Source organism: Phyllobacterium zundukense (genome assembly GCF_025452195.1).
GTDB classification, from domain to species: domain Bacteria; phylum Pseudomonadota; class Alphaproteobacteria; order Rhizobiales; family Rhizobiaceae; genus Phyllobacterium; species Phyllobacterium zundukense_A.
The window spans coordinates 1,793,038-1,805,996 of the sequence record NZ_CP104973.1; the positions used below are offsets into that span (position 1 = coordinate 1,793,038).

10 protein-coding genes are annotated in these 12,959 nt (G+C 58.0%); 5 read left to right on the top strand and 5 right to left on the bottom strand.

From position 1 onward, the window contains the following. Positions 1–30: 30 nt before the first annotated feature. Positions 31–2,601 carry a TIGR02302 family protein gene (locus N8E88_RS21220; protein ID WP_262295378.1) on the top strand — a complete coding sequence of 857 codons (2,571 nt, stop codon included), beginning with the start codon at positions 31–33 and terminating at the stop codon, positions 2,599–2,601. A 202-nt stretch (positions 2,602–2,803) separates the two neighbouring features. Here the strand turns inward: N8E88_RS21220 and hpt are convergent, their stop codons facing one another. Both hpt and N8E88_RS21230 read right to left on the bottom strand, forming a co-directional pair. Further along, on the bottom strand, positions 2,804–3,340 hold the full coding sequence (gene hpt, locus N8E88_RS21225) for a hypoxanthine phosphoribosyltransferase (RefSeq protein ID WP_262295379.1): 537 nt from the start codon (positions 3,338–3,340) through the stop codon (positions 2,804–2,806). A 58-nt stretch (positions 3,341–3,398) separates the two neighbouring features. Next, positions 3,399–3,779 carry a hypothetical protein gene (locus tag N8E88_RS21230; RefSeq protein WP_262295380.1) on the bottom strand — a complete coding sequence of 127 codons (381 nt, stop codon included), beginning with the start codon at positions 3,777–3,779 and terminating at the stop codon, positions 3,399–3,401. Between the two features lie 153 nt (positions 3,780–3,932). On the opposite strand from N8E88_RS21230, the gene ftsE reads away from it, so the two are divergent. From ftsE to N8E88_RS21250, 4 genes are all read left to right on the top strand, one after another. Then, entirely contained in the window at positions 3,933–4,592 is a 660-nt protein-coding gene (gene ftsE, locus N8E88_RS21235) for a cell division ATP-binding protein FtsE (RefSeq protein ID WP_112523496.1), read from the top strand. Beyond that, the gene (locus N8E88_RS21240; protein ID WP_410010673.1) at positions 4,585–5,583 is read left to right on the top strand and encodes a cell division protein FtsX; all 999 of its coding nucleotides are present in this window, start codon (positions 4,585–4,587) and stop codon (positions 5,581–5,583) included. Before ftsE ends, N8E88_RS21240 begins: the two co-directional genes overlap by 8 nt. A gap of 104 nt (positions 5,584–5,687) precedes the next feature. Continuing rightward, positions 5,688–6,386, top strand: coding sequence for a YdcF family protein (locus tag N8E88_RS21245; RefSeq protein WP_262295381.1), 699 nt, complete (start codon positions 5,688–5,690; stop codon positions 6,384–6,386). A gap of 62 nt (positions 6,387–6,448) precedes the next feature. Then, positions 6,449–7,252 carry a lysophospholipid acyltransferase family protein gene (locus N8E88_RS21250; protein ID WP_262295382.1) on the top strand — a complete coding sequence of 268 codons (804 nt, stop codon included), beginning with the start codon at positions 6,449–6,451 and terminating at the stop codon, positions 7,250–7,252. Between the two features lie 204 nt (positions 7,253–7,456). Here the strand turns inward: N8E88_RS21250 and N8E88_RS21255 are convergent, their stop codons facing one another. The 3 genes from N8E88_RS21255 to N8E88_RS21265 form a co-directional block, all read right to left on the bottom strand. Continuing rightward, positions 7,457–10,357 (bottom strand): alpha/beta hydrolase family protein, encoded by a 2,901-nt coding sequence (locus tag N8E88_RS21255; RefSeq protein ID WP_262295383.1) that lies wholly within the window; start codon positions 10,355–10,357, stop codon positions 7,457–7,459. 55 nt (positions 10,358–10,412) lie between these two features. Further along, positions 10,413–12,332 carry a DEAD/DEAH box helicase gene (locus N8E88_RS21260; RefSeq protein WP_262295384.1) on the bottom strand — a complete coding sequence of 640 codons (1,920 nt, stop codon included), beginning with the start codon at positions 12,330–12,332 and terminating at the stop codon, positions 10,413–10,415. A gap of 150 nt (positions 12,333–12,482) precedes the next feature. After that, complete coding sequence (locus N8E88_RS21265) at positions 12,483–12,959, bottom strand: YaiI/YqxD family protein (protein ID WP_262295385.1); 477 nt, start codon at positions 12,957–12,959, stop codon at positions 12,483–12,485.

A 12,959-nucleotide genomic window follows, 5' to 3' on the forward strand; every position in this document is an offset into this window, starting at 1 on the left:
CACCGTCGATGCCGGCGAGATGGAGTGCGTATGACCGATCAACAACCCGACAAACGGGACGGGATCAGGTTCGGGTTCGATATTTTCAAAAGTATCGATCGCCTCCGTTTGTCTACATGGTTGACCGTTGTCTTTGAACGCCTGTGGCCACTTGTACTGCCGCTGCTGCTTTCCGTTGCCGTTTTCCTCTGCCTGTCCTGGTTCGGTATTTTCCGGATAATTCCGGATGCGTTGCGACTGGCACTGCTCGGGCTATTTGTTCTCTCGCTGCCCCTCTGCCTCTATCTCCTGCTCCGATTCCGTCTGCCCAATCACGCGGAAATCAGCCAGCGGCTGGAAAGTGTCAACACGCTCGATCACCAGCCGATCACCATCCAGTCGGAAGAACTCGTCAACAAATCCATCGATCCGTTTGCTCAGGCGCTGTGGGACGAACATCGCAAGCGCATGGCCGAGCGCATCCAGAATTTGAAGAGCGGCCTGCCGCAGACGCGTATCCCGGAACGCGATCCCTGGGCGTTGCGCGGGGTTGTCGGCTTGCTTCTCGTCGTCGCCTTTGCCTTTTCCGGTGGGCCGCTCGGCGGCCGCGTCAACGATGCGTTCCGCAGTCATAGCAAGAGCGAAGCCATACCGCCCCGCATTGATGCCTGGGTAACGCCTCCGCGCTATACCGGACGCGCACCGCTCTTCCTGACAACGGCAGCCAATACGGAAGAAAAACAGTTCACCATTCCGCAGGACAGCACGCTTGTCGTTCGCATCATCGGCGGCAGCGGATCGGAAAAAGTTACCCAGACGTCGCTGGATGGGGAGGCAACAGATATTGCGGCGAAAGATCAAGGCAAGCCGGAAGACAATCCAACGGCGACCAAAGCCCGGCCGCGTAATTTCGAACTGCCGATCGGTGCCAACAGCACGGTCAGCCTGTCGGATGATGGCAACCCGCTTGCCGAGTGGGCGTTTTCAGTAACACCGGACCAACCACCTTCCGTCCGTTTCACCAAGGATCCTTCCAGCGCCGCCAACGGTACGATGGAGGTTTTCTACGAAATCAAGGATGATTACGGCGCTTCGAGCGCAGTGGCGCAAATCGAGCAGGCATTGCCTGCCGACAAGGATGCGCGGCCGCTCTTCAAGGCGCCCGACCTGCCTCTGGCGCTGCCGCGGCGCGGCGATCAGCCCAAGGAAACCACGACCACCAAGGATCTCACCGAGCATCCATGGGCCGGGTCTGAAATTCGCATGACCCTGGTCGCGACAGACGATGCCAAACAGGAAGCCAGAAGCGAGACCAAGACGTTCGTCATGCCCGAACGGCCCTTCGCGAATCCGCTGGCCAGGGCAGTCGTGGAACAGCGTCGCATGCTGGCGCTCAACGCCAACGCCAAGCCGCAAGTGCTCGATATGCTGGATGCAATCACCATCTGGCCGGAAGAGACGATCAAGAACGCGTCTCATTACCTCGCGTTGCGCAGCGTGCGCTCGCGGCTCAATCTTGCGCGCAGCGACGACCAGTTGCGCGATGTCGTCGCCTATATGTGGCAAGTCGCGCGTGGTATCGAGGACGGCGCTCTTTCGGACGCCGAGCGGCGCCTGCGTCAGGCACAGGAAGCCTTGAAGCAGGCAATCGAACAGGGTGCCAGCCAGGAAGAAATTGAAAAGCGCATGAAAGAATTGCGCAGCGCCATGAATGAGTATCTGCGCGAATTTGCCCAGAAAGCCCAGAAGAACCCGAATATGGCGCAAATGCCAAATCCTAACGCGATGGAACTGCGGCAGGAGGACATAGACCGCATGCTCGACCGCATCGAGGACTTGGCCAAGCAGGGGGCGAAGGATCAGGCGCAGCAGCTGCTTTCCGAGCTCGAAAACATGATGAACAACCTGCAGATGGGCCAGCAGCAGCAAAACCAGCAGGGCCAGCAAGGTCAGATGCGACAGCAGATGGACAAGCTGGGCGAATTGATGCGGCGCCAGCAGGAGATGATGAACCAGACCAACCGGCTTGAGCAACAGCGTCAGAATGGCATGCAACAGGACCAGGGCCAGAGCCAGCAGGGTCAAAATGGCCAGGAAGGTCAGCAAGGCCAGATGTCCGAAGAGGATATCGCCAAGGCCTTGCGCGGCCTTCAGGAAGGCCAAGGCAAGCTGCAGTCGGATCTGGAGCAGATGATGAAGGATCTGAAGGGGCTCGGCGTCAACCCCGGTGAAGGTTTCGGCGACGCCAACAAGTCCATGGGCCAGGCGGGGAAGGCACTGGGCGAAGCCGATGGTGGCCAGGCGGTTGACCGGCAGAGCAATGCACTCGACGCTCTGCGCCGCGGCGGGCAGGACATGATGAAACAGATGCAGCAGGCCATGGGTCAGGAAGGCCAGACTGGCGGACCCAATGGACAGCAGCAGCAAAATGGCAGGCTCGATCCCTTGGGACGCCAACGCGCCACGGGAGGTTTCCCCGACGAGTCCAAGAATATCGTGCCCAAAGACCTGGATATCCAGCGGGCGCGCGAAATCCTGGAGGAAATCCGCAAGCGCCTCGGCAATGCACTGAGCCCTCAGTTGGAAAAAGACTATCTGGAGAGATTGCTGAAATTCGATTGAGCGGCGGATGCCGATTATCTCTCCCCTTGCGGGAGAGAAAGCGATTTCAGCATCTTAGCTCTTGTTTAGTGCTAGAAATCGCAAGTGAGAGGATTTGCAATCTTCACACTACCCCCTCTCTTGGATTTTCTAAGAATTTAGCGAAGAGGCTAAATCCAAGAAAATCCGTTCTCCCCCACATGGGGGGAGATAAGCGGCGAGTCTAATCCGCGACAACACCCACATAGGGCAGTTGCCGGAATGAATGGCCAACGTCCATGCCATATCCCACGACGAAATAATCCGGGCATTCGAAACCTTTGAAATCGGCTTCGATGTCGGTCTTGCGCTTGACGCTCTTGTCGAGCAGCACCGCGATTGAAACGCTGCGTGCACCACGTTCCAGCATGAGTTCACGGGTGAACTTCAGCGTTTTCCCGGATTCGAGAATATCGTCGATCAAAAGAACGTCGCGGCCATGCACATCGCTGTCGATATCGCGGAGCAAGCGCACCTCGGTGCTTTCCGTGCCCTTGCCATAGCTCGATACCGTTATGAACTCCACGTCCGGTTCCGCTCCCGCATCGTGCATGGCGCGGATGAGGTCGGCGGCGAAGATGAAAGATCCCTTAAGGATCGAGATCACGAGCAAGTTTTCGAAATTGCGGGCAACGATGGCCTTGGCAAGTTCGAGGTTCCGCTCCGCGATTGTCTCGGCGCTGAAAAGCACCTCGATAGTTTTTCCGCCGACATTTGGCATGCAATTTTTTTCCGGTTAACGATATGTAACTGCTATAGCCCGATCGCTGCCCGGAAATCTAGCGCGCGTGTTCGCTCTTGTGTCCGACCGAGCCAGTGGTCAGCATCGGATCGTCCGCAGGTGACCCTCCGGACAATAATGTGTGGCCGCCTGTTATCCAGAAGACCGAGACGGCAACCAAAGCGACCACGAGCCAATAGCCGAAGCCCGGCCCCCTGCCTTCTGCGCTTTCGCGCGCATGCAGTATCGTCATCGCTTCATCGCTGGGCAACAGGCGTTGCCATGTATCAGCCCCGGCCTCCTTGGCGATGGGGACGCGCGCCAGTGTCTCGAAATCGACATCCTGCGCATCACCCTTGTCGATTGAAGGCATAGCATTCGAACTCGGATTATCTTTGGTTTCCATTGTATCGATCTTTGCAAAATGCGGTTTTGGCATCGTCTGCCCTCATGCAGACAATTTTTTCCGAATCATGGGACAGCCTATCCCACAAAAATTAATGTTTTGGCTGATGTCCGGCTGCGTTTGATGGGTGGCCAAACCCGTCCGCACAAAATAGAACACGCATAGAATGAGATTGGAAAGTTACGCTTGATTCGCTTTGAGAATGTCGGTTTGCGATACGGAATGGGCCCGGAGGTTCTGCGTGATGTCAGCCTCCATATTTCACCGCGGTCGTTCCAGTTCCTGACCGGCCCGTCGGGTGCCGGAAAGACGTCACTGCTGCGCCTGTTGTTCATGACGCTGAAACCGACGCGCGGCCTGATCAACGTTTTTGGCAAGGATATCGCCACGATCTCATCGAAGGAAATGCCGCTGCTGCGGCGTCGCATCGGCGTGGTTTTCCAGGATTTCCGTCTGCTCGACCACATGACGACCTATCAGAATGTGGCGCTGCCGTTGCGTGTGCGCGGCAAGGAGGAGGCGACCTATCGCGCCGAAGTCGAAGAGCTTCTGGACTGGGTTGGCCTTGGCGAACGCATGCATGTACTGCCGCCCGTCCTTTCCGGCGGCGAGAAGCAGCGCGCCGCTATCGCGCGGGCCTTGATCGATCAGCCGGAAATCCTGCTCGCCGATGAGCCTACCGGCAATGTCGATCCGCCGCTGGCGAGACGCCTGCTCCGGCTTTTCGGCGAATTGAACCGTTCGGGCACGGCGGTCGTCATCGCGACGCATGATCTGACACTGATGGACCAGATCAATGCGCGGCGCATGATCCTCGATCAGGGGAGGCTCGACATTTATGATTGACGCCGCTCGTATAAAATACCTGGCGCTCGACCTGTTTGGCCGCGCCATGGAGCGGTTTCAGGCCAAGAGCGGACAGGCGCCGATTGTGCCCGCCGGCAATGTCGTTGGCCACGCCCTGATGATCGTCATCGCCATCATGACATTCCTCGCCTGCCTGACCATCGGCGCAGTCAGTCTCGTCCAGTCGACGGCGGCGACGTGGCAGAGCCAGATTTCGACCGAGGCCACCATCCAGATACGTCCGGTCGAGGGCCAGGATATGGAGACGCTGCTCAACCAGGCGAGCACCATTGCGCAGGGTTTTGCCGGCGTGAAATCGACCCGCATCATCGACCGTGCCGCGACCGAGCGTCTGCTGGAACCATGGCTTGGAAGCGGTCTCAATATCGACGAGCTGCCGGTGCCAAGGCTGGTGGTCGTCACGCTCGACGAAGCTTCGCCGCCGGATTTCGCCGCAATTCGCGCGGCGCTGGTCAAGGAGGTGCCGGGCGCCAGTTTCGACGATCACCGCAACTGGGTCGACCGGCTCGTTTCGATGGCGCGTTCGACGGTTCTGATTGGCATGGCGGTGCTTGCGCTGGTCGTCGCTGCGACCGTGCTGACGGTTATTTTCGCGACGCGGGGCGCAATGGCCGGCAACGGACATATCATCGAGGTTCTGCATTTCATCGGTGCCGACCAGAATTTCGTTGCGCGCCAGTTCGAGCGGCATTTCTTCTGGACGGCGCTCAAGGGTGCCGCTTGCGGCGGGGCGCTTGCCATTGTCATTTTTCTCTGTATCGGCTGGTGGTCGTCGCACAATCTGGCGACGCCCGAGGCAGACCAGGCGACGGCGCTCTTCGGCAATTTTTCCATCGGATCGGGCGGCTATACGGGTGTTGTTCTGATCATATTGGCGGTCAGCATCCTGACCATGATTACAACAAGAATGACGGTCATAGCGCATTTAAGACGGGTTGACGGGCGCAGCGGCGAAAGTCACGAAACCTGATGCCATTTTATTCATTTTAATATCCGGATTGTACAAAAGCTGAGCCCCGGCAATCTTATTAAACAGAACAAGAACAAACCTCGAACAAGGCATTTTGAATCACCATGGGCGGCGCAAACGACAGCAACCAGCAAGATCAGATCGCTACTACTCGCGGCGGCCGGCTGCTCGCGTTCATCCGCAGGCGCATCGTGCTGCCGCTGTTCATCGTCTGCGTTCTCGGTCTCGTCCTGTTCATTGGCGGGTTCATTCTCTTTGCCGATCGCGTCACGACCTTGGAGGCGCCGGATCTCAGCCGGCCTGCCGATGGGATAATCGTTCTGACAGGCGGTTATTCCCGGATCGAAGGGGCGCTCGATCTCCTCAAGAACAAGCGCGGCGAGCGCCTGTTCATCAGCGGCGTGCATCCCACCACCAATCGCAGCGAATTGCAGCGCGTGACCGGCGGCGACGCAAGCCTGTTCGAATGCTGTGTCGATATCGACCGTTCGGCGCTGGACACGGTCGGCAACGCGGCCGAGAGCGTCAAATGGGCTCACTCGAACCGGTACAACCGGGTAATCGTGGTCACCAACAACTACCATATCCCCCGCACGATGGTGGAACTCCGGCGCGTATCCCAGGATATCGAATTCATTCCCTATCCGATTATCAACACGAACCTGCGTGACGGCGACTGGATTTCCCGCGGTCTGGTGGTGCGGGTGCTTCTGGTCGAATATATTAAATACCTCGGTTCCGAAATTCGTTCGCATCTCCCCGATAGCCTGTTCGGGCTCAAGCTTGGCGCGAAGACTTTTTGAGAGTTCACGGCATCGCGGCATTAGTATACGAAGGCGCAAAGGCCAACCGTCCCGAGACTCAGATGACGATCATTCGATCAATCACCTTCAACACATTCTTCTATCTGAATTTGATCATCCGGATGATCATCTTCACACCCTATTATTTCTTGAGCCCGCGCAAGCAGGCGTGGAGCGTTCCGAAAAACTGGGCGAAATCGAACCTGTGGCTGCAAAAGGTGATCGTTGGCGCAGACGTCCACATCGATGGGCTGGAGAATATTCCGGACGGTCCCTACATCTGTGCGCCGAAGCACCAGTCCTTCTGGGACACCTATGCCTTCCTGCCGCACATCGCCGATCCGGTCTATATTCTCAAGCGGGAGCTGACCTGGATTCCGCTGTTTGGCTGGTACATCCAGAAAATGAAAATGGTGCCGATCGATCGCGGCAAGCGTTCGGCAGCCATGAAAGTGGCGGTCAGGGGAGCGCGCGAAGCTGTCGCAGGAGGGCGGCAGCTGATGATTTACCCCGAGGGCACACGGACGTCGCCGGGTGCGCCGCCGCATTACAAATACGGCGTCGCGCATATCTATGGCGAACTCGGTGTTCCCGTCGTTCCGATCGCGCACAATGCCGGGCTCTATTGGCCGCGGCGCAAGTTCATGCGCTATCCCGGCGTCATCCGCTGCCGTATTCTGCCGCCGATCCAGCCGGGGCTCGACAATGACGCGTTTTTGAAGAAGCTCGAAGAGGTCACGGAAGCTGCCTGCGACGAGCTCCTGATCGAAGCAGCGAAGTCGGACAATCCACCGCCCATGCCACCGACAGCGGTCAGGCGGCTGAAAGAACTCGGGGTCCAGGGTCCGTCGATATTCACGCTCTGACGGCCTGCAAACGGCGTTCTTCTGCGCTCCAGTGCTCACGTACCTTAAAGTACGCTGCGCTCCGGTGCTCGAAAACCACCGTTTTCGGCTCGTCAGAGCGTGAATCTCAACGGACCCTCGTCGGGAGCAAGATTCAAGACACCCCACCCCGGACCTTGCGGTCCGACCCTCCCCATCGAGGGGAGGGTGGAGGTTGTGCCTCGCCTATTGCCGGGCGAGCTTCTGCGCAGGTTTGTCCCGTCCAAGGTTCTGCAGCTCGATATCAGTGATGGCGACCTTGCCGCTCCCCTTGGGGAAGACGAGTTTCAGCTCTTTGAGGCTGGTTGTGTCAATGCCCTCAAAGGCGGCAAGCGGGATGGCGACCATGTTCAGAAGCTGTGGCACCGACTTCGCCCATAACGCATCATCCGTACGATCCGTCATCGGGATGTCTTTGCTCGGATCGTCCTTTTTCGGTCCGCTCACAGCTTTAAGAGCCAGCGTATTGTAAAGCGCATCGCTGTAATCGCTTGCCGTCACAGTTGCCGTCTTGCCGGTGCTGTCGGTCATTGACACCAACACTTCTTGACCCATCGGCCAGACCACCGCGATGCGGAAGGTCAGCGAATCCACGCCTTTTGTTGAGAGGCCGGCTAGATCAGTGATTATGGTCGCATTCGGCTTCGACCAGGCGAGTTCGGCATGATCGGCAATTGACAAAAATCCTATTCCCCTCGCGCCATCAGGATTGCTATGGCTCCACCAGCCGAGTGGGTATGCAAAGTCTTTCAGTGCATCGCTGCTCTTGCCCCCGACATCGAAGCATTTGGTGCGTTCATAAACCCATGAACCGTTGGCCGGACCGATGGGCATGTTACAGCGTACGAGTCCATTGTCATCGAAGCCCGAGTACGTTACTGCGCCGCCCAGCTGATTCCTTTTGAGACTGTCGGCCTGCGCAAAGCGCTGGATAAGTTTCCGCCTGTAATCACCCTTTTGTACTGTCAGCACAGTACGCTCATCGCAGGTCTTCTTGTCCTCCTCACAAGCGGCTTCGGGCAATTGCGCTGTTCCGTTCCAGTAGGCTGCGAACTTCTGCTCGCCTCCGACATGATAGCGCATGAAGGAATTAATGAGGAAAAGCCCGTTGCGCTCTTGGTTCGGCCGACTCAGACGAACGCTGTCTTTGCGACCGTCATCGCAATAGGCGGCGTTGGCCGCTTCACCATCATCGCCCCACTTGCGATTGTAGAAATCGTGGTTCGCTCCTTTCACGAAAATCTGATACCGCGGTGCGGAGTCGGTTTGAGGACCATAGCGGTTGTTATCATAGGAGCGAGCTCCTTCAAGATTTGTCACATCGCCATCACAGGAAGGTAGCAAGTTTGCGAGCGGAACATTGGTCAGACCTAGATTGCTGTCGGCGTTTGTTGGGGCCAGCATGAAAGCCGCCTTGAAATCATAGGGGAGTGCCGTTTCCCGACCGGCGGCATAAGAAAGACTGTATTTTTCAGCGGCAGCCTTGAGTTTGGGATCGTCAATACTGGCCGGCACCGCTTTTGCTGGCTTCCCTTCCACTGCCGGTTGCGTGGTGGCCGGTATAACCGTGGCCGCCAAGTCAGGGAAAAGCTCCCTCAAGGGAAAATGACCGGCGATCAGAAGGGCTTTGACTGCTTCAGCATCACCAGTCAACATTCCGCCAAGTAACGATCCTCTGTATCTTTCATACGTGACTTCGAATTTTTCCTCATCAATGCTGGCCGGCACGACCTTCGCTGGTGTTGCCTCTACTGCGGGTTGAGTGGACGCCGGCGTCACGGCGGCGGCAAGGTCCGGATATTTAATGAACGCCCAAGCCGTTGGATTGGCCATTAGCACATCCTTCAAATCGTCCACACTGACCCCAACCCGGGTCTGATTATACTTGATCGCATTGGAAACACCTTGCCCGCCGCGCGAATGGCCCATGATGCCAATACGATCGAAATCCAGCTTGCCCTTCAAGAGATCAAGCGCCCCGGGCTTGCCATCCTTGTCGATCTGACCGTTCATGTCGATCTGGCGCAGCAGATCCAAGGTTCCCAAGATTAGCTGTCCGCGAGACTGGCTCGTTCGATCGCCCATATTGTTGTTAGTGTCAGCGTCGATTGAGAGAACGACATAACCGTGGGTGGCCAACTCTTCGGCGAGATAATCATAGCCCATGTAGCTTTGACTTGCGCCCATTCCGTGCTCAAAGACGATGATGGGGTAACGTGATTTCGGGGCGAGGAGGCTGATGGCTTCCCGGGGATAACGTACCCAGCCTCTGATTGGAGCAATGAAGATTGAATCGTCTTTCGTTGAAATAACGTCCGTGCCGTTCGATTTTGATACGAGGTTGCCCAGATCGTAAACATAGGCTGGTGTCGAAGAAAACGTCGCGCCGCCCGCCGTATCAGGCGCGATTTCGGTAAAGCGCCCGACCTTTGTGGCGAGCGGAATGGCAAGGCCGCCGCCGGTCTGCGGCTGCGTGTCGGGTTCAGTGCCGGGAACGACTGTCACCGTGCCCTTGACCGGCTCGTCCTTCGGAATGTCCGCCGTAACTGCCGTTTGTACCGGCGGCACATCGAATGTCGAGCCGGCGGTCGGCGTCTTATCCTCATTGCAGCCTGATAAAGCGCCAACAAGCAGTGCCGATATGCACGCTGTTTGTGCAAGCCTGCACGCCAGGCGCGTGTGGGGTTTCAACCATTGCGTCATTGTAAATAATTCCTTCAACTGAAGGTCGCATTCTGAAAATAATCGACCGTGAAATGACAAAAATATGAGTTGGCGAATAATTATGTGGATGCGGGACGTGCATCCCGCATCAATCATGTAAGCAATGATCGTGCCAATTTGTTTAGTGGGGGATTTTAAGGCGCAAAAGCCCTCCCTCTCCGTTATCCCCGGGCTTGACCCGAAGGAGCCACACTTCGTGTCAAAACAAGAATTCAACGCTGCAATCTGGAAATTCCCATGGGTCCTCGGGTCAAGCCCGGGGATAACGGAGAGGGAGTAGCCACGGATGGCGGAGAGGCCGAAGATGAGATAATTCAGAGAGGTGGAGGATGGGAAAATGCGGAAGAACACCTCTGCAGGCATAAAAAAAGCTCCATCGTGACGTGGAGCTTTTCTCAACTTATGCGAACGCGTTGAATTACTCGGTGCTGCCTGCAGCGGCCTTCTTGGCCTTCTTGGCTTTGTACTTGTCGAAGCCATGCAGTTCGCCGGGCTTGCGTTCCTTCGGAGCCTTCTTCGGCTTTTCTGTGGTCCAGCCTTCCGGTTTTGCCTTGGCTGGCTTGGCCGCCCAATCAGTTCTGGGCTTCTCATCATTGGAGCGCGACTTGCGATTGTCGAATTCGCGCTTCTCGCCAAATTGCTTCTTCGGCTTGAAGTCGCCGCCCTCAGTGCGACGCGGCGATGAAGGGCCGGCGCCTTCGCTGCGGGTGATGTTCACACCCTTTTCGCCGGTGCCATACTGCTTGATCCGCGCCATGAAGGCATCGGCCTTGCTGGCGGTGATCTCGAAACGCGTCTCCGTCTCGAGGATCTTGATTGAGCCGACATCGGTCTTGGTGATATCGCCGGCCTTGCAGATTAGCGGCAGGAGCCAGCGCGGCTCGGCGCGCTGCTTGCGGCCAACGCTCAAGGAAAACCATGCGCCGCTTTCGAACTGCTCAAAGCGATCCGAGCGCGACGTGCGCTCGCCGCGGCCAGGACGATCCTCGAAGCTGCCTTTGCGGATCGGTTCGAGTACATGCGACGGCGTGTTGGAGAGTTCTTCCGGGGCAGGGCGCGCAGCCATCTGCTGGCGCAGGTAGGCAGCGGCGATCTGTTCGGCAGAATGCAGTCCGAGCAATTCGGCTACATATCCGGCCTCTTCCTCGCTCACGAGTTCCGTCAGGGAAGGATCGTTGAGAATGCGGTCATGGTTGCGCTTGTTGATCGCGTCGGCATCCGGCGGTGGCACCATGGTCGTCGACAGCTTGGCACCCTGCAACAGGCGCTCGGCGGTGCGGCGGCGCGATGCGGGCACAATTAGAACGCAGATGCCCTTGCGTCCGGCACGTCCAGTGCGGCCGCTACGATGCAGCAGTGTCTCGGAATTGTTCGGCAGGTCGGCGTGAATGACGAGGTCGAGATTGGGCAGGTCGATGCCGCGTGCCGCAACATCGGTTGCAACGCAGACCCGGGCACGGCCATCGCGCATCGCCTGCAGGGCATTGGTGCGCTCGGCCTGGCTGAGTTCGCCCGAAAGGGAAACGACAGAAAAGCCGCGATTGGACAGGCGGCTGGTCAAGTGCTTCACCGCCTCGCGGGTCGATCCGAAAATAATGGTGTTCTGTGCATCGTAGAAGAGCAGGGAATTGATGATGGCGTTTTCGCGCTCACGCGGCGCCACTGGCATGATGTGGTACTCGATATCCGCATGCTGCTCGCGGTCGCTCGTGGCGGAAATGCGCAGGGCGTCTTTCTGGAACTGCTTGGCGAGCAGGGCGATTGGTTTTGGTACCGTCGCCGAGAACATCAGCGTGCGGCGGTCTTTCGGTGCTTCGCCGAGAATGAATTCGAGGTCTTCGCGGAAACCGAGATCGAGCATCTCATCGGCTTCATCGAGGACGACAGCGCGCAGTTCCTTCATGTCGAGCGAACCGCGAGTGATATGGTCGCGCAAACGGCCGGGCGTCCCGACGACGATATGCGCGCCCTGTTGAAGCGCGCGGCGCTCCTTGGTCATGTCCATGCCGCCAACGCAGGAGGCGATGCGCGCGCCGGTGGGCTCATAGAGCCATTCGAGCTCGCGCCGAACCTGCAATGCCAGTTCGCGCGTCGGGGCGATGACGAGCGCGTAAGGTGCGCCGATGGATGTGAAGCGGTCTTCGCCTTCAAGCAAGGTCGGTGCGATGGCGATACCGAAGGCGACAGTCTTGCCGGAGCCCGTCTGGGCGGAGACCAGAAGGTCGGCACCCTCGGCTTCCGGAGCCAGAACAGCGGTCTGTACCGGCGTCAGGGTCTCGTAGCCACGGGCTGCCAATGCACCGGACAACGCCGGGGCGATAGAATCAAAAATAGTCATCAATGAACTTTCAGTGCTGGTTTGGGCGTGTGGTTGGCTCGGCGTCAATGGGAGCACGAGCGGCACGCATGTAGCTTTGTTGCGCTCTCGTAGAGCTTGCGACGCGTTCCGTCAATGCCAAGAAACGCATAGCTCCCATCCGCACTCCCGTCAGGAGGTGAAGCCCGCACGTTTCAAACGCACAATAGCGAGGTCGAGCGCGGAAAGAAAGCTCGAACGATCTTTCGGGGAAAATGGCCGCGGACCGCCGGTGATCTGCCCGGCGGAGCGCAGTTCGTCCATAAGATTGCGCGTTGCGAGTGTGTTGCCGATGGAGGCTTCGGTAAAGGCGCGCCCGGTGGGCGAAATGGCATCGGCCCCGGCTTTGACGCAGCGGCTGGCGAGCGGGATGTCCGCCGTCACCACAACATCGCCGCGCGAGACGCGCTCCGCGATCCAGTCGTCGGCGGCGTCGAAACCATCGCTGACGATGACACGCTCGATCATCGGATCGCGCGGAATTGCCATCATCGAGTTGGAGACGACGAAGGTCTTCACGCCATAACGCTCGGCGACGCGGTAGATCTCTGCCTTTACAGGACAGGCATCGGCGTCGACATAGATTGTGATCTTTTTTTCTTCGTTCAT